The 24,677-nt window shown below is 31.8% G+C and carries 14 protein-coding genes; 1 reads left to right on the top strand and 13 read right to left on the bottom strand.

Features of this window, described 5'->3' with window-relative positions; genetic code table 11:
* Positions 1-2: 2 nt before the first annotated feature.
* Together N4A57_RS05670 and N4A57_RS05665 are read right to left on the bottom strand one after the other, a co-directional pair.
* On the bottom strand, positions 3-6,242 hold the full coding sequence (locus N4A57_RS05670) for an IPT/TIG domain-containing protein (RefSeq protein WP_293656703.1): 6,240 nt from the start codon (positions 6,240-6,242) through the stop codon (positions 3-5).
* Positions 6,243-6,257: 15 nt separating this feature from the next.
* Positions 6,258-9,194, bottom strand: coding sequence for an Ig-like domain-containing protein (locus tag N4A57_RS05665; RefSeq protein ID WP_293656702.1), 2,937 nt, complete (start codon positions 9,192-9,194; stop codon positions 6,258-6,260).
* A gap of 226 nt (positions 9,195-9,420) precedes the next feature.
* On the opposite strand from N4A57_RS05665, the gene N4A57_RS05660 reads away from it, so the two are divergent.
* Complete coding sequence (locus tag N4A57_RS05660; protein WP_293656700.1) at positions 9,421-10,494, top strand: stalk domain-containing protein; 1,074 nt, start codon at positions 9,421-9,423, stop codon at positions 10,492-10,494.
* Positions 10,495-10,545: 51 nt separating this feature from the next.
* Here N4A57_RS05660 and N4A57_RS05655 read toward each other — a convergent pair whose 3' ends face one another.
* The 11 genes from N4A57_RS05655 to ypeB all read right to left on the bottom strand — a co-directional run bounded on the left by N4A57_RS05655 (position 10,546) and on the right by ypeB (position 24,671).
* Complete coding sequence (locus N4A57_RS05655) at positions 10,546-11,625, bottom strand: S-layer homology domain-containing protein (RefSeq protein ID WP_293656698.1); 1,080 nt, start codon at positions 11,623-11,625, stop codon at positions 10,546-10,548.
* Between the two features lie 253 nt (positions 11,626-11,878).
* Positions 11,879-12,637, bottom strand: coding sequence for an OAM dimerization domain-containing protein (locus tag N4A57_RS05650; protein WP_293656696.1), 759 nt, complete (start codon positions 12,635-12,637; stop codon positions 11,879-11,881).
* Complete coding sequence (locus N4A57_RS05645; protein ID WP_293656694.1) at positions 12,637-14,193, bottom strand: lysine 5,6-aminomutase subunit alpha; 1,557 nt, start codon at positions 14,191-14,193, stop codon at positions 12,637-12,639. Before N4A57_RS05645 ends, N4A57_RS05650 begins: the two co-directional genes overlap by 1 nt.
* Before the next feature lie 175 nt (positions 14,194-14,368).
* Positions 14,369-15,994, bottom strand: coding sequence for a MutS-related protein (locus tag N4A57_RS05640; protein WP_293656693.1), 1,626 nt, complete (start codon positions 15,992-15,994; stop codon positions 14,369-14,371).
* Between the two features lies 1 nt (position 15,995).
* Positions 15,996-17,030 carry a hypothetical protein gene (locus N4A57_RS05635; RefSeq protein WP_293656691.1) on the bottom strand — a complete coding sequence of 345 codons (1,035 nt, stop codon included), beginning with the start codon at positions 17,028-17,030 and terminating at the stop codon, positions 15,996-15,998.
* Between the two features lie 135 nt (positions 17,031-17,165).
* Positions 17,166-18,416, bottom strand: coding sequence for a lysine 2,3-aminomutase (gene ablA, locus N4A57_RS05630; RefSeq protein ID WP_293656689.1), 1,251 nt, complete (start codon positions 18,414-18,416; stop codon positions 17,166-17,168).
* A gap of 42 nt (positions 18,417-18,458) precedes the next feature.
* Entirely contained in the window at positions 18,459-19,496 is a 1,038-nt protein-coding gene (locus N4A57_RS05625; protein WP_293656688.1) for a zinc-binding dehydrogenase, read from the bottom strand.
* Positions 19,497-19,833: 337 nt separating this feature from the next.
* On the bottom strand, positions 19,834-21,249 hold the full coding sequence (locus tag N4A57_RS05620) for a sigma-54 interaction domain-containing protein (protein ID WP_293656686.1): 1,416 nt from the start codon (positions 21,247-21,249) through the stop codon (positions 19,834-19,836).
* 157 nt (positions 21,250-21,406) lie between these two features.
* Positions 21,407-21,823, bottom strand: a complete 417-nt coding sequence (locus tag N4A57_RS05615; protein WP_293656684.1) for a DUF1934 domain-containing protein — start codon at positions 21,821-21,823, stop codon at positions 21,407-21,409.
* 32 nt (positions 21,824-21,855) lie between these two features.
* Positions 21,856-22,941, bottom strand: a complete 1,086-nt coding sequence (locus N4A57_RS05610; protein ID WP_293656683.1) for a D-alanine--D-alanine ligase family protein — start codon at positions 22,939-22,941, stop codon at positions 21,856-21,858.
* A 401-nt stretch (positions 22,942-23,342) separates the two neighbouring features.
* Positions 23,343-24,671 carry a germination protein YpeB gene (gene ypeB, locus N4A57_RS05605; RefSeq protein WP_293656681.1) on the bottom strand — a complete coding sequence of 443 codons (1,329 nt, stop codon included), beginning with the start codon at positions 24,669-24,671 and terminating at the stop codon, positions 23,343-23,345.
* Between the last annotated feature and the right edge of the window lie 6 nt (positions 24,672-24,677).

Here is a 24,677-nt window from a genome sequence, read left to right as displayed (position 1 = left end):
GTTTATCTACCTCCTAGAATAACGAAGTGTCCTAGCCTATCTGTAACTCCTGATATGTTATACCCTTCATTATTACCCTTTCCTAAAACTACATTTTCATCATCAAGTCTTACTAATTTAAGTTTTTTAATTCTTCTTAATTTAGCTTTCTGAGCATCTAAATCTAAACTTACAAATATGAGGGATCCTGTATAGTCTAATTCATCCACATTATCTTTTACATAATCATAGGCCCTTAAGGATAATTGATTTGATATTATGGTTTCTCCCCTTTTAGGTATATACTCACTAGGTTTATTTGTAATATTAAATTTAACACCTGCATTTTCCATATTATCTTTAGTTTTATAGTTGTAGAAAGTATTTGGATTAAATTTCACCACATAATCATTACCTATAACAGTCATATTTTGTACATCTAATTTTCCAATTACCTTTGCTGGTATATTTATTGTTATGTTTTTACTTCCTGCCAATTGTCCTTCTGTTAAATCTAATGTGGTATATTTATTGTAATCATCTATCCCTATAGTTATTGTTGCATTTGGCCCACTTTTTTCCACAACCGTATCTTCACCTAGTTCTCCATCTTCATCTTTTCCAACTTTACTTCCTGTTTTAACCTCATTACTTTCCATGGAATATATGGATGAACCATACTTTCCTAGGGCAGTTATTACAAATTTGTATTTAGTTCTTCTCTTTAGGTCATCGTATACAAAGGAATTTAATTCTGTATTTCCTATATATCTCTTGTTGTTATCCTCTAGGACATATATTTCGTATTGGCTAGCATCCTTTACCTTGTCCCAATTAACTTTAATATGTTGATCATAGTAAAGCTGAGCCCATACATTAGTAGGTGCTGGTGTTTCTGGTAATCCATATTTTAGGTTTTCATAGATTTCAGTGGCACCCTTATCAGGATTAACAACCATGACTCCCTTTTCACCTAGCTTTCCTGCAGGAACAGTAACTAGTAATTCACTTTCTGATACGAATTGGCTAGTGGTTTCATTTCCTGATTCTACTATATATTTTTTTCCTGATATATATATTGTATCTCCACTTTCACTATCAGCTTCTTTTATTGCTGGAGCAAATATAACCTTAGCACCATCTATAAAACCTGCTCCTTTAATTCTTATCGTATTACCACCTTCAATAGATATTTTGTTTATATAGTTATCCTTCTGATCAGTAACCTCTGCTATCTTAGGTTCACTTACGTAAGTGAACTTTTCTGGTGATATGGCCAATTCTCCATCTTCGTTCTCAACTTTAATATCCACTTGTCCAGGAGAATGGGGTGGCATTGTTATTACTATTTTAGTAGAAGATATGGATTTTATATATTTATTTTCTAGTACCTTCTCTCCTATTATTACTTTTAAATTATCTCTAAAATCCTTCCCCTTTATAGTTACTTCTGTACCACCCTTTGATGGTCCAAACTTAGGATCTATAGATTCTATTTGTGGTGCCGTTTCTCCTTTGATAATTTGTATATATATAGGTGGAGATAGTTCATCTGATGATGTATTTCCTCCATCTGGGTTACTAATTACCACTCTAAAATTCTTTCCCACATTACTTTCATCAGTTTTAGGCATGGTGAAAGTTAATCTATCTGGTATTTGGTACTTAATATCCTTTGAGTCTATAGTTGCCATATCGCCTATTTGTATAGTTGCATTTTCTACAAATCCTTGTCCTATTATGGATATGGTATTGCCACCCTTATAGTTAACCCTTATTAATTTTATGAGTTTTCCATCAGAAACCTTTTCTATTGGATCCTGACCATCCTTTGTTATGTTTATTATTTCAGGTTTACTAGTAGGGTTCTTATAGTCAAATGTACCTGTGGCAATTCCGCCATCTGAATTTATGTAGTTCAAACTTACTTGTCCCACCGTATGATAGGATGGCGTATATACTACCACCTGTTTATCATTTATATATTCAAATTTAGAAGAATATCCCCTTTCAACCATAAGCCTTTTATTTTCCACATTTAGCAAAATTAGTTCATCATATCTTTTGTCACTATTAGGATCATCACTGGCATACTTTTCCACATTCCCATCTTTATCCGTATGTGATAGAAAACTTATAGGAACAAATACTTTTTCATCATTATAATCCACTTCTGCCTTATAGGTCTTATCCCCTGACGTTATTTGTAATATAACTTTATGCTTAACACCATCATAATCAACCTTGAGATTTCCATCTAATGAAACAGTTGTCTTACCATTGTCTATAGCTCCTGAGTTCTCTTCTCCCTTAGAAATATTCCTATTTGTCATATCTCCAAATCTAACTAGGCACATATTTATTTTTTTAGTTTTTATTGTATTTCCTTCCTTATACATTATATTTCTATCTTTACTTAGAAATAGTTCTGTTCCTTTTATTTCAATCTTTTCTCCACCCTTTTTATTACCACTATTAGGTATGATGCTAGTAATAGTAGGGTTTGAAGATTCGTAAGTAAACTTTACTTTATTAGAAGTACCCTTATCACCATTGACTAAATATACGTCTACTTGGCCATCTTTACCTTCTGGAACCATTACCTTAATATATCCATGTTCAAAGTCTGTAATCTCTGCTTGTTTATCTCCAAAGTATATTTCAGGTAATACGGGTATTACTATATCATAATAATCTTTTTTATAAATTTTTTTATAATCTTCACCATATTTATTTTTAAGATCATTAACCTTATCTCCTGCAAAGGAATCAGGACCTTTACTTCCATCATCAGGACTATTAGTATTTACATGCCAACCATTTAAATCTATATATGGTTCTCCACTATCCCAATGGCCATTTTTATTCTTATCCGTATAGGGTTCTTCATATCTAAAATCTTGACCTGTGATCTCCACATAATATCCACCTGAAGCCTTTCCCTTATCTCTAAATATGGATTTAATTACTGGATTAGAATAGGGTAATATATAGGTGAATCCATCTTCCAAACTGGCACTAGACCCATCTGATGGATTTACCACAACTACAGGAACTGTTATTCTATTGCCCTCTATACTTTGTACTAATTTGGGTACTTTAACCCTTATACTAAGGCTATCACTAGATACTATTGTATCTACTCTTGGCACTTGTACTCCATTTATACTTACTATGGCACTATCTTCAAAACACTTCTTTCCATCTGAATTTGAACTACCATTAATAGTTATATAGTATCCTCCGTCAACGGAACCTTCATTTGGTTCTATAGATGATATATTGGGATTATTATAAGGTTGAGGATAATAATTAAATCCTTGTTCATTTATTTTACTATCTGTCTTCGTATCTGGATTTTTAATAGTAACATCATAATATCCTGGCCTAGTTAAATTAGTAGGAATTGTAAAATATAATTTCCCTATGGATAAAACTTTAACCCTATTTCCTACTATGACCTGATCTATTACTTTATATGGTGTATACATATATAGTTTTATTGTATTTGAAGAATCTTTTAACTTTATTACATCCTGGTTTCCTTCTTCTTCCATTGTAACTTGAAAAACATGCCCATCTCTACTATGGGCCTCTATATTATTTCCATTTCTTTTAATTTCATATTTTTCATTACTACCATTAGATAAAATTATCTTTTTATCTTCCGTTTGATCTATAACATAATATTTGTTAGTATTATTATTTTTTAATATAACACTGTTGTAGTACTCTTTTATCAAATTTTGGTCCTTTGTGTCTAATAGTTTATTTCCATTTTTCGCCTTGTAAGGTTCAAGTTGTACCCTATTGTTACTAGAGTCCATATTATATTCATTAATATCTACTCCCTCTAGTAAAACTCTAGTTCCTATAAACTTATACATATTGTCTGCAGACCCTGTTGGATCTGGCTTTAATAGGTTTTCTCCATTTAAAACTACTAAGGTCTTAGAACTCCCCATCTTAGGAGAAAAATCTGTTATTTTAGGCACCGTATATGTTTTAACATAAATAAAAGGATATGTATCTATTCCACCCTTTGGGTTTACTACTTGAAGTTGAGTCTCTCCTTCAAATTCACCCTTTGGGGCTTTAAATGTTATTTTCTTTCCATCACCTTGAACTTTTATGCTCTCAACCACATTTCCACCGATTATTACTTTAGCACCATCCTTAAATTGATTACCTATAACTTCTATGTCCATTCCACCTTCTATGGACACTATATTAGGATTTACTTCTTCTATTATGGGGGTATCATTATCTGACACTAGAACAAATTCTATACTATCAACTTCCTGCTCATATAAGCCTTCTTCGTCAGAATTTCTTACAGGATTTATAATTTTGGTCCAGGTTTTTCCAATATTAGTAATAGTAGAATCCTTAGGTACTTTTATTAATATTTTACTTCCTAATTCATTTCCTTCACTTCCATCTAGCTCATTTCCCTGCTTATCAAAAATTTTAATATCAATATTAGGGTGAGTATTCTTATCCAATCTTATGGAATTTCCCAATTCTATAATAGGATATCTAATCTTTTCTTTACTGTCTTTCGTATACCTATGTATAAAAAAGTTTTTCCCGTATATGGCTATAAATCTATCCTCATCATTAGAAATTTTATACTTATCTCCATCCTTTACCACTTGTATTTTTTGTGGAACCACCTGTTGAATATCTGGCTCAATCTTACTAGGAATGAATGTGAAACCATTTTCCATTATGGCCTTGTCCTTTAAAACAATATTATTAGGATATCCTTTTAGCTTAATTATGGTTTCCGTTTCTACCACCACATCCTTTATAGGGTCTGAGTCTGCATCCGTAATAGGTTGAGTATTAACCTTTATTTTATCCAAGGCTTTAGAAAAAGAATATTCATAATCACCACTGGATTTTTTTGGGAATTTGGCCACAGATCCTATTATTACTTCAACTGTTCTTGTGACCTTTTCCACAGGAGTACCTTCGTAATTTCCTTTTATGTCCTTATTCTTATCTCCATATTCTATAGTTATATTACTATTAGTCCCATATATATCCCCTGTAACTGTAATCATGTCATCATCTAAATTTAAACTAGGAATATTTAACGAACCAAAATAGATTCCCGATATTTCCGTTTCAGCACCTATATCAGCTCCCTTATTAGGGTTTACGGATAATATTCTTATTTTTTGTTGGGCATCTATCACTGTGAATTTTTCATAACTAGGTGATGTTCCTATTATTAACTGTTTTGTTATGGATTCATCAGGATCTTTTCCATCTGGTATTGGATTTGTAAATATTACATAGTATTGTCCTGCCTCAATACCCTTTGGAACCTTTGTAGTAAGAACTTGTCTTCCATCTATATTAGGAGAATATTTAGTATCTGTACCTTTATATTTATTCTCATATTTATCCGTAAGTTTTTTTAGGAAAAACACATCATACTTGTTAAGTCCATCAGTGGCTATGAACTCTATCTGATCACCAGGCAATCCCCTATTAGGATTCATTACTAAATTACTCACATTTATCTCTTCTACTAGTGTAAATTGTTTCAAGTAGGTATTTTGTATTAATATTTTCACGTTTTTATCTCCCACACTAGGGAAATTAAATTTCTTAGTCTTTTTCTTTGTAAAAATTATGTCTTGCATACCTGATACACCTTTAATTTCACTATTAGGTATCTGGATTTGAGAGTCATTTGTAAAATTATTTTCATCAAGTTCTATTTCTCCACCAGCTCCAGATGTGTTTTCATAGTAAGCCCTATATTCACTACTCTCACCACCTGAATCGTTTGGATCATCTTTTATCTTACTTAAATTAGAACCATTTAATATTAGTTTTTCTTCATTTTTATTAAGTTTTATTATTCTTTTATTTAAACTGAGCAGTGTTGGTAGGGCATTTTTCTCTATTTCTATAGAAGTTCCTCCCACATCTACACTAGACCCTATCTTATCTCCATCTACTAAAAATTCTAATACGGTAGGAGCATTTACAGTAGGGTTAGTAAGTAACTTGTAACCAGTAGATGTCATAGTACCTACAGCTATTCCCGTTAAATTAGAACCATGGATTGTAAGCTTAGTTTTACTTACAGAGTAGGATCCATCCTCATATATTTTACTTATGGTTATTTCATCTACAAAATATGGATCTGCTGCCCATACCTTATAGATACTAAAGGGTCCACTTAGGCAAAATACTACTAGGGCCATACTCAATCCTATAACTCTTTTTATAATTTCATTCACCTTCTATTCACCATCCTATTTATTAACTATTACAAATATACCTTTGTCCTTACCTATTATCTCTATCCTTTTATCTATTAAATTTATACTAAACTTTTCTTCATAAAAATTTCTAAGGTCTTCATCATATCTTAGGACTTTCACTTTCTTCAGATCACACTTCTTATATGGCATCTTAACTACAACACTACCTAGATTAAAGTTTTCTCCATAAACCCCCATAAAGTCTGATAAAATAGTTTTTCCTCTTAATTTCCTTTTAATATTAGTAAGCTTATGAGGATTTACTTTACCCACATATAAACTTATCCTTTTGTCTGCATTTATTCTTCTTAGATTAAATATATTTATATCTCCACTAATTGAATGGGTTTCTAATAGACCTAAATAGTCTCCATAATACTCAATTTCCTTTAAATAAGTATTATAACCCATTAGTTTGTCTAAATTTATCTCTAACTCATCATAGGTTCCTATCACTTCTAGGGTATCCTTATTTATCCTTATATCACTTTTAATATCTCCATAGGAAGTTTTATCTTTTATCTTATATTTTTCGTTTGGAACATAATCCCCTTCTTGTATTATGGATATGGATCCATACATGGTTGCCTTGTGATTTTCTCCATTTTTTATAATCACATCATATGTGCCCACATCTAAATTAGAGGGAAGCTCTACCCTCAAGGTCTTATCGTCTACTCTATTTACATCTTTAGCCTCTTCTTCATTAAAATAAACTTCCACATCACTACTAAAATATTTCCCATAAATATATATATCATAATCATCATAATCTTCTGGTATACTTCCTATAGATATTTTATCTACGTTAGGAATGTCCTTTGTTTTAAAGTTAAAGGATACGGCTTCATTTCCTATAATATTATCTGCTGCACCATAGTACACTAGATTAGATGGTATATCTAACACATAACTATTATTTGAATTAAGTTTTAAAATAGGTATGTATATGGTCACTTCCTTATTAGATTGATTTTTCACATATATATATTTATTAGTTTTTTCTTTATCTGATATTATAGAGTTCATTAAAACTTTATCTAGTAAATTCTCTGAACCATTTAAGGAATGTACATTTATTCCATTCAAATTATCCTTATTTAATTTCAAGGTATTATCCACATCATTAAAGGTAACTTTAACAAAGAATTTATCCCTCGTAATGTCATCTATTATATCGTGTTTCAATTGATTTTCATCGTATATTCCCTCCTTAGTAGGATATACTTTTGTTACTGTGGGTTTATCCTTAGGAACAATATATAGTAATTCATTATCAGTAGAACTTATTTCATGTCCATTTTGAAATACTATCTTCACCCTATACTTACCCGTACTCGTATCCTTTGATAATTGATCCCTAATGGAATCTTTTATGTGTACTTTTAATTTATTACTATTATAAAATTCCACATAAGAACTATCTATATCTATAGAAGTAGGAGCATTTCCACTAAATGGATTTAGCACCACTTTACTGATTTTTTCATTAAAGTTATATCCTATTATACTAAAGGTCTTTTCACCATTTTTAAGATCAGTAACTTTTATTTCCTTATCCTCTAACTGGTATATGCCCTTCTTATTACTTTCACTAGATGCAGTAACGAAGGAATATATTAAATTATTACTTTTAATGGCTCCTATTGTTTCAAAAGTTCCCTCTGGTATGGAAAGTTTATAGTGAGCTCCACTTTTTAAAGTTTCATTTGGGTATATGTATAATTTACTCTTTCTATTTGAACCATCTAAATAATAGTCTAACTTTATTTCCTTTATGGGTATTTTAATATCTTTATTGTAATTTTCAAATATGCTTATATTTTTTAAGCTATCTTCATAAACGGAATCAGTTACCGTATTGTATCTTTCACTGGATAAAAGGGGTACCACTTCCCTATCTAAGCATATTTCTATAGGCTTTGTAGCCTTGTAAATAGGTTGTGTATAATATATTTTGTCAAAGTTTGTCTCTCCATTACTTAACGAATACTTAATACTAGAATTATCACTAGATGCCTTTACATAAAAAACTGAATCTATATGATTACTTATGTTTATTCCATGAGTATCTTCTATGTATTTCTTATCTATGAAAAGCCTATAGGCACTATTTTCTTTTAATACTTCTTTTGGTTTTATTTTTAAATAATTATTTATAGATTCCATACTTTCAATATTCAAATACTCAACTTTACTTGTGTATCCATAGTTATCATTACTATTTATAAAATTAAAGTCAGTATTTGAAGCACCCTTTGTAACATTACTTTCATTGAAAGACTTTAATTTTTTATTCATTTTTACCATATTATTTAATGGGGTTCCTAAAACATCCATATCTTTGTTTATATTCCTATCGAATTTAATATATATATATCCATCCTTCACAAGACCCGTTTCATTCACATTTATTATATTATCTGTAAAACTTTCATTAGATGAATGTTTTACAACATTAGGAATACTTCCCTCTCCCGTAGTTGCGAAGGTTAATTTTATTTCCTTATTCTTAACCTCCTGTCCATGAGAATCCGTTACTCCCACTAATTTAACTAGATTAGGACTAATAGTTAATGTATATTGAGTATCTTTCTTAAGAGCATATGCATTATCCCTTTCATCCATTATGTCTATAAGTAGTTCCTTATTTCCATTTCCACCTATTTGTATACCACTATTATCTAGTACATAGACCCCTTCATTGGATTCTAATTTTATATAATCAATTTTATCACTATCTAAAAATTCTATTTTATGGGTAAATGCTACTTTTAATAATGGATCTAAACTTACATTAATCTCACTATTTTGTGGGCTTGTGCTTAATACTATATTGTTAGGGTCTATTGTTTCTCCGTATGAGTAAATTGGAATAGAAAATAAAATCACCATACTCAAGACCATACTCATTATTTTTTTATTCATAATTACCTCCCCTTCTAAAGTCTACTTACTTTTATATCGACTAAAATTCAAGTTTTTTTTACCTTTTTCCCCATTTTCAATTGTACCATATATAACCAATATGAAATAGTTTTTAAAAAATATACAGGTAAAAAGTATCATATATCAATAATTTATAATAGAGAACTATTACCTACTTTATATTTATGGTAAAATGTAGGAAACATCTATTCTAAGGAGGTAACATATGAAGAAAAAATTAACAATAACTCTTATAATCTGTCTTATACTGAGCACAGTAGTAGGAGTATCTGCCACATATACTAAAAAGATAAATGCTTGGTTTTATAATATTAAAGTAAATTATAATGGGAAAAATATAGCATTTAATTCTGCTCCATTCATATATAACGGTTATGTTTACGTACCCGTAAACGACTTAGCTAATGGAATGGGCTATTCCTATAGGTGGCATAATGATTCTAAGACTATGAACATATATGCACCCACAAGTTCTACTGATATAACAGCCCTCCAGGCAGAGCTTGATAGAAAAAATATGGAAATAACTAATCTTAAATTTCAGCTAAGTCAACAAAATCTATACAAATCCATTTCAAATAATCCTAGTAGCACTTCTAATGGATCACTTGACGATGTAAGAAGAATGTTAGAAGAGGATTTTGATTCCCATGAAAATGATGGAAATACTTTAAGATTTAAGGATTTTAAAGTAAGTAAGTATTCTAATGAAATACTAGTAAAAATGTATGGAGACTTTGACAAAAGTTATACTAAATGGGAAGATAGGGATGACGATGACTTTGACGATTTCATCGAAGATCTATGTGAAGAGGTTATAAAACACATAAAGAAAGATGTAGTTGTTAAGGTTTACGATGATGACAATGATCAAATAGACAAATATACTTATGATTATAATGATGAAAGATTATACGAAGAAGATGATGATGATGACATTGATGATAAATTAAATTCTGTGGAAAATGACTTAGAAGATGATTATGATGATTATAAAGTGGGAAGTGAGACCTTAGAGTTTACCAAATTCTCTTTAAAACAAAAGTCTGATGATCATATAGAATGTAAGATTTATGCCAAGTTCGATAGAACATCTGATTATTGGAAGAATAGAGATGAGGAAGATTTCAGAGATTTCGTTGATAAAGTTTGTGATGATATTACTGATGAAGTTGATGAAGATGTGGACGTATTAGTATATGATGAAGACAATGATAAAATGGCCGAATACGAATATGACGAAGATGATAATGATTTAGATAAAATTTATGAATACTAAAAAAACACATAAAAATAAGGGACGGCTATGAACTACATAACCGTCCCTTATTTATTTTACTTCCACATATACTACATTTTTTTTATCATTTATCCAATACTCTATATAATCATATTCTTCTAAATTAGGTGCCAGTCCTATAATACCATTGTATTTGTCATATACAATATACCCACTATCTCCTACTGTAGATATTTTATTATACTCTCCCTTTTCATCCCTTGTAGTATATACATAATTGTTCTCTCCCCTTATCTCTCCTGTTATAAGGTTTTCTACAGGTACTACAAATTCTTCCTTACTATCTATTACTCCTTCTTTTACAACGTAACCCCTTAATTCAAATATTTTTTTGCTTATTTTGTCTAATATTACTGCCATTTCATCCCTTCTAATGGGACTGCTAGGCTTAAAATATCCATCTATTGGTTCTATTATTTTTAGCTGTAAAACTCTCTCAATTAGGGATATATTTTCTGCCTTTATTTTAGAATGGTCCTTTAAATTGTATACATATTGTCTATTAGAACCATTTATTTTATTAAGGCCCATGATTCTACCTATCCATATGGCCACTTCTTCCCTATTGGTCAGTTTGCCCCATGTATATTTGTGTTCCATGTCACGTCTTATCTTTTCTTCTAAATCCACTATTTCATCTTCTGTATAATTAGGGTTTTTCTTTACTTCTTCATTAATTTTATCCTCTATTTTATATTTTTCTTCATCAGATACATATAATATATCTTTAGCCTCATCTTTAGTTATTAAATTTATTTTCTTTGCCACATCTAAATAAGCTTCTAACTCATCATTACCATTTAATTTTTTCTTTCCTATTATTCCTTGAACTTCTTCTTCTTTTCCTGCAATTCTCACTAGCATAGTTATGACTTCTTCTTTGCTTATGTTCTTACTTGGATAAAACTTATTTGAACTCTTTTTCCTAATTACAGATAAGCTAGCTAGCTTATAGATAGATTTTTTATAAGGGCTATTTTTTATGTCAGAAAAGTTCAAATTATTATAAAGTCCTTCGTATTCCTTAATTCCCGTGTATTTATCCATGGCAAAAGTAGTATTTGTTAAGATCAAACTTATTAAAATCACTAATATTCCTATTTTTTTCAATTTCATCCCTCCATGTATTATGCGTGAACTTGGTGACAGATCACAGGTTACAGGAACAGCATTAAAAAATTTTAATGTCCGTCACCTGTCACCAATTATATCGTCATAAAACTACTTACTCTTAAGAAGTTCTTCAAAATTCTGGGCATCTAAAGGCTTACTAAATATTTAGGATGAAGACCTATTTCATTGGATTCATAGAATAAAAACAAAAGGACAATAGATATCTATTGTCCTTTTGTTTTTATTTTATCTATATTAAATTTCTATCTACTATTTCATTTACTGCAAATGACGCCACATCTTCAGCAAAAGAACCAGAACCAAATCCAGCGTCGTATCCTAGCTCTTTAGCTAGTTCATGGCTTATTCTAGGTCCACCACAAATTAATACTACCTTGTCTCTTATTCCCTCTGCTTCTAATATTTCAACTAAATTAGTTAAGTTAGCTATGTGAACATCCTTTTGAGTAACTACTTGAGATACTAATAATACGTCAGCCTTTAATTCTATAGCCTTAGCTACGAATTCTTCGTTAGGAACCTGACTTCCTAAGTTGATAGCTTCAACACCCTTGTATCTTTCAAGACCATAGTGTCCTGCATAACCCTTCATATTCATAATAGCGTCTATACCTACTGTATGGGCATCAGTTCCTGTACAAGCTCCTAATATAGTTATATCTCTTTTAATATTTTCTTTAATAAAAGCTTCTACTCCATATTTATCCATTATATCCACATCTACCTTAGGAACTTCTATAGATGTGTAATCTACTGTATGAGTACACTTTCCATACATTACAAACATAGTATAACCTACACCTAAGTCTTCTGCATGTGTTACAGCTGGTTCTTCCATACCCATCTTTGATGCAAGACGTCTTGCGGCTTCCTTAGCTTCTTCTCCACATGGAACTGGTAATGTGAAACATAATTGAACCATTCCATCGTTCATAGTATCTCCATATGGTTTGATTTTAGTTAAATCTAATCCTGTATTAGCACTCATTATCTTGCACCTCCTAGCATTAACTCCACAAATGGATTAAAGTACTTGTCATGCTTCTTAGTAACGCCTTCTAGTCCTTTTCCTCCATCCATTTTTCTCTTAACTCCTGCAAATTTTCCTTCTTCTATAGTAGAGAATATTCCTTCTGTTTCTATCTCATTTAACATGTCAGCTGCATTTTGAAGAACTTCTTGAGCTCTACTTTGGATAATTCCACCGTTTTTGAACTCAATTTCTGAAGAAATATCTCTAGCATTGTTAAAGACATATTTAGCATTAGCTATAGATAATGCTCTATCTTGTAGAAGTGGTGTATGGATAGCTTCTGTAAGCATACCTAATAATTGTAAACTTTGATTAGTCATTATAGCTACCATATTAAATAATGCATCTTGAACATGACCTTTGTATATATCTCCTGTCATGAACTTTGTAGGCGGCATGTATTTAAGTGGAGCATTAGGGAATATTTCCCTTGCCATTTGAGCTTGTGAAAGTTCAAATAAGAATCCATTTTCTAGGTCTGGAGTAATTTCAAAGGCATGACCTAGTCCCATTTGTTCTTCTGGAAGACCAGCTACTAACGCAAACTGCTCATTGATAAATTGAGAAGCAAGTACCGTATGTGCTTCTTCAACTGCATCTGCAGTAGTTAAGTAGTTATCTTCTCCAGTATTTATGATAACTCCCGCGAATCCGTTAATGATTCTTGAGAAATATTGGTCAACTAAAGTTCTTTGAATATTTATATCTCTAAATAAGATTCCATATAATGCATCGTTAAGCATTACGTCTAATCTTTCCATAGCTCCCATAGCAGCTATTTCAGGCATACAAAGTCCAGAACAGTAGTTACATAATCTAATGTATTTTCCTACTTCTTCTCCAACTTCGTCTAGTGCCTTTCTCATAATTCTGAAGTTTTCTTGTGTAGCATATGTTCCACCAAAACCTTCTGTAGTAGCTCCATATGGTACATAGTCAAGTAAACTTTGTCCTGTAGTTCTGATAACAGCAATAATATCTGCACCTTGTCTTGCTGCTGCTTGTGCTTGAAGTACGTCTTCGTAAATATTACCAGTTGCAACGATTACGTATAAGTAAGGCTTTGGACCTTCTCCTAAGTTTTTAATAAACTCATCTCTATCATTTTTATTACTAGCAATTCTTTGTACCATTTTTTCTGCTAGTACTTTTATAACTTCTTGTATTTTACTATCATCAGCCACTGGTACCTTAGTTAAATCTAATTCTCCCTTTGATACCATTTCAGCGATTTCTTGTGGCTCTTTACCTGTGTGGATCATTGCATTTCCTACCCAGTAAGCAGCTCCTAAACCTAGTCCACCACCATCTTTAATATTGTCAACTACTATATTTGGTAGGGGAGTTTCTATTTCATCAATACCATCTATTCCTAATAATCTAGCTACTGTTCTTTCAACAGCCACAGTGGTATGCTTATCTATAAATTTTTGAGTATCTGCTGCAATGTTCTTTGCAGAATTTCTTGCTTTAGCAATTAAGTTTTGGTCTAGATTTAATTTGCTCTGCATCCTTGTTCCTCCTCTATATATAAATGAATTATTTTAAACTTGAAAATTGGTGACAAGTTCTTGGTTACAGATTGCAGGTTACGGGTTACAGGAAAAAAATTAAAATCTAAAGAGATTTTAATTCCTAACCCCGGTTACCTGTCACCTGTATCAGTAACTTATCACCAATTATTCCTTATGTTAAATACTTTTCGGCTTCCTTTATTAAGTGCTCTTGAAGACCCATAAGACGAGCTATATTAATAGCATCCCTTGGTACCTTTTCTTCATTATTCACTTCTATTAGCCTATAGTCCATGTATTTATGAACTATTTCTATTCCCACATTAGTGGAATTTTCTATCTCTGTTTTTAACTTCTTCATATCTACCCCTACAAGACCTTTAACTTGTAGATGGTATACATCCGAATCCTTTGTTAGTCCGTCAAAGTGAGAGGTTATAATAGTTATACTTTCCTTATCCTTCATATAATCTATAAGGGCCTTTGATATGGCAAAACCCTCTTGAGGATTAGTTCCTCTAGCCAATTCGTCTATTAAAAGGAGACCATTTTCATTAGACCTATCAATTATATTCTTTACTTCTAGTATTTCTGCTCCAAAGGTACTAAGTCCCTTATCAGTAGATTGTAAATCACCTAATGAAAAGAATATGTAGTCCTTCATGGAAAAAATCATTGTATCTGCAGGAACAAATAGTCCGTACTGGGCCATGGCACAAAGTACCCCCACTAATTTTAGTGAGATAGTCTTTCCTCCCATGTTCGCTCCAGTTATGCAGGTTACTCCTCTTTTTAAATCTACACTTATGGGTGTAAACTCCTTTTCCTGTTTTCTAAGTGTATCGGCAACTTTAATATGTCTACCATTTTTTATATAAAGCCTTTCATCTGGGGCAATTTCCGGCTTTACAGAATTTGTACCTATGGCTAAATATCCTTTAGCAATTAGCAAATCAATTTTTCCTATGGCTGATATGTTATCATAAAAAATATCTAGATATTTTTTAATTTCCATACTCAATCTTTTTCGTACGTTAAATTCTTCTTCTTCTTCTAGGAGTTTAAGGTCATTGATTTTTTTCAGGTCCTGTTCTTTATCAGAATCTATTTTTACCTTATAAGTAATATTCATATAGGTTTCAGAACTGTAGGTTAGATTGGGGCATCTATCTACCTTTCCTAATAGGTCCATATCATTTTTATTTATGGATACCTCACCATTTGGTCTTATCTTTATACCTAAATCCTTTTGAACTTCTTCTCTTATGATTTTATTTTGTCTATATATTTCCGATTCTATAGACTTTATTTCATCACGTACTTTGGCTAGACTCTTGGAATAAGAATCATATACATAAAACGTATTAACTCCACTATTTTGTGGATCTAATAGTTTTTCAATTTGGGGCATTGATGTTATGACTAATTCTTTGGGCATATTCCATTTTATTTTTTCAAGTAGTGTTGATATATCTTTTAAAAAAAATACAAAGGATTTAATCTCATAAAGTTCTACCGTGCTTAAGACCTGATTATCACTGATTCTTTTAAAGGAACCTCTTAAATCTTTTATGTGTTTAAACATGTTTCTCATGTCTACAAAGGCATATCTATTTTTTTTAATAAGATTTACTGCCTTTTCTATTAATTCGTACTCATTAAGGAGTTTTTGGGCTTCTTCCCTTAAAAAAGATTTCATATTTTTTTTACATTCAGTCCCATAGGGTGTATATACATTTAGCCTGTCAAATATATAGGACATTTCTAAATTGTCATAAATCTTACTTGTCATAAACATGTTACTCACCGCCTAATACTACATCAACAACAGGAACAGGATTTAAAAACCGTTTCATGTTCTCAAGAAAGTCTTTAGGGTCAAAATAATATCCCTGTGGTGCATATGGATTTATTGTTACTGCTAATGGTACTATTGAATCTAATGTCTTAATTTCAATTCCCATCTTTTTAAAATACATATAATCTTTTGAATCTATAAATATTTTTGTTGGATCACTAACTACAAAGGTGACATTTTTGTAATTAGTTGAAGTTCTCATTATCTGCTTTAAAGTGTTTGTTACTAGGGATCCTGCCATTATTACATATCTAGATCTATCATCTAAATGGTCCCCTATTACATTTCCACTATTTAATGCAGTTTTTATATCTAATATATACTCATCATAATTTTCATCAATAATAATGTACTTTTTCTCATCAATGGCATTTTTTGCTATATCATAAATAATGTTATCCTGTACTTTTTCTAAAGAAAACAATTGTACCTGGTGCATGGTCTTTTCAATAACCTTATTCATGTCTCTACTCAATACTGCACCAGTAGCCAATATGGTAGCTTCTGTAATAGAAGGAGAGGCAGATGATTTTCTATCAATAGCCCCATCCACTATAACAAGTTCTGCTCCATTGGCTAAAAGCTTATTACACACTTCTTTAATATGAAAATTCGTACTAGGTCCGGCAACCTGCACATATCCAGGGCTTTTAGTTTTAACCATTACTATCTTTCCCATGGATGTGTTTATATTAGTAACTTCTAATATCTCAAGCTTAGCTTCACACAATTTCAAAGTGGCTTCTGAAGTGGCTAATATGGTATCTGTATCCACATATATCATGGGTTTTTCAGTGGAAGTAACTAAATCTTCTCTCTCTCCATCTCGGCCTGTAGAGGTAATACCAACTCTAACTCTTTTTTCCATGCATTCGTCGATGAGTTGATTTAAAGTTACAGTTTTTCCTGAATTTTTTGACATGCCCACTACGGATATGACTTTGTATTTACCATGAATAAGCTCAAGTAAGTTCATTATAATTAATTGCCTCCTTAAAATATGAATAAATCATAAGTGTGTAGATTATAGTCTTAGGTAAGGTTTAGGGTTTAAAGAAAAACCCCTTTAACTCTAAACACCTTTCCCTTAACCTTTAACTATAAAAACTTTTTACTTTTGGTTTCTTTTCTTTCTATCTAAGTCAACTGGCTCAAGTGCTACTTGGTTTCCTTGTAATAATCCACCTACACCTGTTATTTTCTTTTCTTTTTCTCCCTTACATACTGGACATTGACAGTCATCTTTGTATGTTACTGGCTCTGTATAAGTAGTTATAACACCTTCAAAGTTTCTAAGAACTACTCTCTTTGGAGATTGAGAAACTACATATTGTGGCATTACTGGAGTCTTACCACCACCACCTGGTGCGTCAACAACAAATGTCGGAACTGCATATCCAGAAGTATGTCCTCTTAATCCTTCAATGATTTCAATACCCTTAGATACTGGTGTTCTGAAGTGCTCAATACCAGTAGATAAGTCACATTGGTAAATGTAGTATGGTCTAATTCTCATAGCTACTAAGTTGTGTACTAATTCTCTCATAATATGTACACAGTCATTTACTCCTCTTAATAATACTGATTGGTTTCCTAAAGGAATTCCAGCATCAGCCATTAATGTAGCTGCTTTCTTAGCTTCTGGAGTAATTTCTTTTGAGTGGTTAAAGTGAGTGTTTAACCATACTGGGTGATACTTCTTAAGCATGTTTACTAACTCTGGTGTAATTCTTTGAGGTAATACAACAGGAGTTCTAGATCCGATTCTTACGATTTGTACATGCTCAATATCTCTTAACTTCTTGATGATGTACTCTAATGTTTCATCACTTACACATAGAGCGTCTCCACCTGATAATAATACGTCTCTAACTTGTGGAGTATTTCTAATGTATTCGATCGCCTTGTCGATTTTTGCTAATGGCATAGCATCGTCATTTTGTCCTGCAAATCTTCTTCTTGTACAGTGACGGCAGTACATTGAACACATGTCTGTGATAAGTAATAATACTCTATCTGGATATCTGTGAGTAAGTCCTGGTACTGGAGAATCTCCATCTTCGTGAAGTGGATCGTCCATATCAGCATCAGTCTTATGAGTTTCTACCATGTTTGGAACTGCTTGTAGTCTTACTGGGCAGCTTGGATCATCCTTATCCATTAAAGATGCATAGTAAGGTGTAATACCCATTCTTAAGATTTCTAATGACTTTTTGATTCCAGCTTCTTCTTCTTCTGTTAAGTTAATTACTTTCTTTAAGTCTTCTAAAGTAGTAATTCTATTTTTAATTTGCCATCTCCAGTCATTCCACTGCTCATCTGTAACATCTTTCCACATTTCGATCTCTTTGTAACTTCTCATCCTGTAAAAACCTCCTAAAAATATCTATTCTGTCTATTTAAATTATGCGTATAATTCTTCGTAAATATCTCTTATTACCTTGCTGTCTCTTAATATTTGAAGAGTAACTTCTGCATGTCCCTTAGTATATCCATTACCCATGATCATGTTAACATCTGATCCTACACCTTCAGCTCCTAATGCTGCTTTAGTGAAGCTTGTTGCCATACTGAAGAAGTAAATAGTTCCATCAGTCTTAGTAGCTAATATACTTGACATTTCTGTGTTTGGCACGTTTACGTTATTAATTGTTACGTCTGCCATTTGTCCGTTAGTTATTTCTCTTATTTTTTCCATCATTTCAACTGGCTTAGTAGCATCTGCTGCAACATAGTAGTCTGCAATGTTTCCTCTCTTAGCAACTTCTAAGCTCTTTTCGCTGTGTCCTAAGCAAATTACTTTTCCTGTAACTCCCGCTCTTCTCTTAGCTTCGTAGCAGCATAACATTCCTGATTTTCCTGCTCCACCGATTACTAATACAGTATCTCCAGGCTTAACTAACTTAGCAGTTTGAGCTGGTGCTCCTGCCACGTCAAGTGCAGATAAAGCAAGGTTTTCTGGAATATCACTTGGAAGTACAGCGTAGATTCCAGTTTCAAATAATATAGCTTGACCTTTAATGTCTACTTGGTCTATGTTCTTTCTTACTTCTGTTATTTCTTCTATAACAAGTGGAGTTAATGATAATGATACTAATGTAGCTAACTTATCTCCAACTTTTAAGTCTGTCTTTCCTTCTAATGCAGGTCCTATTTTTGCAACTGTTCCGATTAACATTCCACCAGAACCAGTTACTGGGTTTTGATGCTTTCCTCTTTCAGCTACTATACCCTTCATTATTTCTTTAATCTTTTCTACATCTCCACCTGCTTCTTCTTTTATTTGAGTGAAACTTGCAGAATCGATGTTTAATGTTTGAACATCAATTAAGATTTCATTGTCATAAATTTCCATAGTGTTGTCAATTTTCTTTGCTGGTTGTGGTAACGCTCCCTTTGGCTCAATAACTCTGTGCGTTCCGTATGGACATCCTTTTTTCATTTTATAATTCCTCCTTGACTATATACACTTTAATATTTTTTTAAAGTAGAATTTTGTTTATACTTTAACAATGCTCTATGCTATTGTTTCATAAGTAAATTTATTTTTTGACATGTCATTCTTCGGGGATTTTTAATGCAACATACGTGCCAACTCAGAAATTCTTCCCCCTATTTTTTTATTTTTTTCTTGGTTTTTCCCCATTTTTCAACATTTTAAAATATTTTTTCATAGTTGGATTTATCTATAAACAGGGAAATCCCTTTCCTAAAATTTTATTTTTGGTATTATGAACCATCCATTGCCAAAGAAAATGATGCCTAATTTTAGGCACCACTTAATAATCATCTCCCAGACATTTTTTTATTTTATATTGAAGGGTTTGCCTTGGTATTTTTAACTCCTTAGCTGCATGACTTATGTTATTATCATACTTCTTTAAAGCCTGCTTAATTAGGGTCTTTTCAAAGTTTTGTAAGGACTCTTTTAGATTTCCCACAAGGATAGGTTCTACTTTTATCTTATCCACTTCCCCTTTAATATCCTTATATTTTTCAAATATATAGGGTAGTGAATCTATCTTTATAAGGGGGCCATCTTCTAAGTTCATTATGCCCTCTATAACATTTTCAAGTTCCCTTACATTTCCTGGCCAATTGTGCTTTTCAAATAGATCAAAGATCTTAGGCTCTACTCCCGTAAAAGTCTTTTTTAATTTATCATTATATTTTTTTATGAAAAAATTTACTAAGAGGCCCATATCTCCCTTTCTTTCCTTTAAAGGAGGTAGCTTTAATCCAATCACATTTAATCTATAGTATAAATCTTGTCTCATTCTTTTACTTTCAACTACAGTTAGGGGGTCTTCGTTACTAGCAGCTATTATCCTCACATCCACATGTCTAGTTTTAACATCTCCAACCCGCCTTATATTACCATCTTGTATTACTCTTAATAACTTTACCTGAAGCTCTAGGGGCATAGAATTTATTTCATCTAAAAATAGGGTTCCCCCATTGGCAAGTTCGAACAATCCAGGTCTATCACTAGCCCCTGTAAATCCACCTTTTACCGTTCCAAATAGTATGCTTTCTAAAAGGGCACTGGGAAGTGCACCACAATTTTGAACTATAAATGGCTTGTTACGTCTACAACTTTTATTATGAATAGATTGAACAAATAATTCCTTTCCCGTTCCCGTTTCCCCATATATGAGTATGGGAGATGATGATTTAGATGCCTTTACAGCTAATGTCTTTGCCTTTAGCATCTCTTCACTCTCACCTATTATGTCATATAAGTTATACTTTGCTTCATTTATATTCTTTTTAACTTTCTGTTTCTTATCATATAGCTGCTCTTGTAAGTCTATCACCTTCTCTGACAGGGCCTTTACAGCCGTAATATCCCGAGAAATTTCAATAGCTCCAATAACCTTTTGCTTTGATTTTATGGGAAAGGATGAGTTTATAGTAGTTATTTCCTTTCCCTTATAATTCTTAAAGGATTGTTGAGTATCAAATATGGCTACTCCCCTTTCTATAGACCTTAGTAATGTACTAGTCTGAGGAGATAAGGAGGGATACACTTCTAAAACATGTTTCCCTATCATATCATACTTATTAATATGATCTAGCTCTGAAGCAGCCTTATTATAATATTTTATATATCCCTTAGAATCAATTATTTGTATTCCTTCATCCACATAATCTAATATTATTTCAATATTTTCTTTTGAAAAAATGTTGTTCATACATCCACCTTCTAATGCCGATTTTTTGTCAGCAATGCCTAATTTTCGTCACCTATATTAGATAGGTTAGAGGTTTGTCGTTTGTCGTTGATGGTTAAGGTCAATGTTTTTGCAAATAACCACTAACGATTAACGAACAACGTCTAACCAAAATAAACTACATTATGGAAATATTTAATTTGTTAGTGCTTTCCACAAGTCCCTGTATACTCATCATATATTCCACATATATTTTTGCCTTTTGATCTTCACCTATTTCTTGCTCTATTTTTTTAGTATATATCTCCATTTTAAAATTTCCGTAGGGAGTATTATACTTAGTAGTATATCTTTCTTTTAATTTAAAAATCATATCCGATGAAGTACTTCCAAATCTCTTCATCTTCACCTGATCTTCTTCTAGTTTTAAAGTAGTAGTAGATCCTTCCATGCCTGATATTTCACTTTCCTTATATACAAGATACATGGCTCCATTTCTCATATATTGTTTTCCTTCTGTTATAAACTCCATTGTATTCTCTTCTCCATCTACACCTCGTTGACTTGCTTCTATCCTTACCATAACATTCTTCATTTGTTTTCCTCTCCTCTATATATCTATATCTATTATCTATTTTTTTCCTTATATCTATTAAATGCAAAGTCTATTAGTTTATCTATTAAATCAGAATATTTCACCCCTGTATTTTCCCATAAAAGTGGATACATACTATATTTTGTAAATCCAGGCATAGTATTTAATTCATTTATATATATTTCTCCCGTTTCTTCATTTAAGAAACAATCTACCCTTGATATGCCACTAGCATCAATTGCCTTGTAAGCTTCTATTGCCAGTTCCCTAATTTTTTCACTATATTTCTCTTCTATTGGTGCTGGTATTATCATTTTAGATTTTCCATGGTCAAAATATTTAGCTTCATAATCGTAAAATTCGTGGGATGGAACTATATGGCCAACTATAGATGCCTTTGGATTATGATTTCCGTATACGGCACATTCTATTTCCTTTCCATCTATATGCTTTTCTAATAATAATTTTCTATCATATTTTGCCGCTTCTTTCAATCCAGCAATTAATTCTTCCTTATTATGGGCCTTTGTAATTCCCACACTAGATCCTAAGTTAGCTGGCTTTATAAATATGGGATAGTCTAATCCTTTTTCTATAGATAATACAGTATTATCCATGTTCTCTAACTCTCGTCTCATTACTACCATGTATGGTCCTACAGGTAATCCATCCCTTTCTAGTACCTTTTTTGTATATATTTTGTCCATACCTACACAAGAGGCTAATACCCCTGCCCCCACATAAGGAATGTTTGCCATTTCAAATAGACCTTGTATAGTTCCATCTTCTCCAAAGGGTCCATGTAGTACTGGAAAAATCACATCTACTAGGTCTTTTAATTTTTTAGTATTATTTCCTCCCACTGGAATTATGCTAAAAGCATATTTCTCCCCATCTGATTTTATCCTATCTATAGCTATATTTTCCCATTCTCCCGTTTCTATTTTGTCCACAGGACCATCATATATCATCCATTTTCCCTTTTTAGTTATTCCAATAGAAATTACTTCATACTTTTCTTTATCTATAGCATTTATAACTGAAGTGGCTGACATTAAGGATACCTCATGCTCTCCAGACTCTCCCCCAAATATTACACCTAATTTAATTTTACTCATGATTTGCCTCCCAAAATAGTTTGTATATCTACAAACCTGTATTTAATTTAATAATATTCTATACTTAAGTATTTTATTAATCAATAATCTAATAAGTCTTCTTCTAATTTTATCATATATTATAGATTTCTTATTTATAAACTTGCTTTATATGAGCCTACTTCAGGAAAATATATTTGAATTTTTATCCATCCAAGTCGCCTGTCACATGCTAAAATGTAAATTTTAAAACTAGGTTCACGTATCATGTTTACTATGCTTAAGATATAGTGACGCTCCGGATTCCTAAAAATTCAAATATATTTACCTTCGTAGGCAAGTTACTGTATAAATAAAGCTTAGTGTTGATAAATCTATAAATGAAAAATAATGACATGGAAATTTCCATGTCATTAAATATACTACATTGTTAAAGTTCCATTCTCTTGTTTAATCAATTTTAATATTCTCTCTTCTCTTCCCGTATGGGCATTTATATATATTAAAAATGTTTCATCCTTATATGTAACCTTAAATTCATAACAAAAGATTTCCTTTAAACTTTTAGTAGGAATTACACATAGCCTTCCTTCCCCTTCTAATTCTCCCCTATTTCCCATCCTTTCCTTTGCCTCTTGAAGGCTTATAATTGGTGCTTTTAATTGCCTTTTATAATTAGATGTCAAATGTTTTGTAGCATCTAACCCAACCACTTCTCCATTATCTAAGGCCACCTTTACCTTTACTAAATCAGGGTACATGACCACATCCCCCTCTTTATAAACATAGTTTATTAAAAGGGCATTATTATAAGTTAAAGTATATGTGGAAATCATATTTTTAAATCCTATTTTTTCTAAGAACTCATTTGCCTTTTTTATACCCTGTTTTTTCGATAAGGTGGGTTTTCCTACGGTTCTATTATTTAGTATGGTGGAAAAGTATCCTTTAGTTTGTGTAATATCTATGTAAATAGGATTTTTTTCATTTTTATACGCTGTGATACTATAGGTATTTAATTTTCCACCAGGTTCCTTTGAGTCTCCTTTTATATTCACATTTCCAAAATATTTTTTTGCCACTTCCTTAGCATCTTCAAAGGATATTTTTTTTCCTTCTAATCTAGGACTAATTCCAGCAGCCACGTGATCTGAGAAGGGTCCATCATAAATTAATTCTGGATATTCTACCATTCTTTCTTCAAATTGGATAAACTTATTTTGCATGGGGTTTTCCTTTTTTTCTATAGGTTTATCCTTTAATCGTAACTTAATTACTTTTCCAGAAAATGTTTGATCCCTTAATTCATTTAAACTAACTGACAAAGTGGATGCATACCCACGAAGTTTTTCTAGATTTTCCCTATCCTTTTTACTTAAATCCTCATCGTCTATACTCTTTTGTGCCATGGCAAAGGTATAATCCCCTAATTGACTTAAAAACTTTTCTGTCTTTTGTAATTCTCCATGCTTTATTGGAAATTGTGAAATTTCCTCCTGTGCATTATAAGCATTTCTCCATATGTTAGAATAAAGGATCATATTTTCCTTAGATCCAGTTGAAACCAACAGCTTTGATAAATCTGTATTTATAGTTTGAACACTACCTAATAAGTCATAATACCTTCTTTGAAAGTCATTTACTAGATGGGTATGATACCTCCTTTTTTCCCTATACTGATCATACCCCCAATAGGCAGTTATTATTAATGCTAGTCCTAAAACTATGGGTAATATGTTTTTTTTATTCATCCTTAT

This window comes from Anaeromicrobium sp. (assembly GCF_025210435.1).
Classification (GTDB): domain Bacteria; phylum Bacillota; class Clostridia; order Peptostreptococcales; family Thermotaleaceae; genus Anaeromicrobium.
Note: the sequence above shows the minus strand (reverse complement) of the source record. Positions and strands in the feature narration are given on the sequence as shown.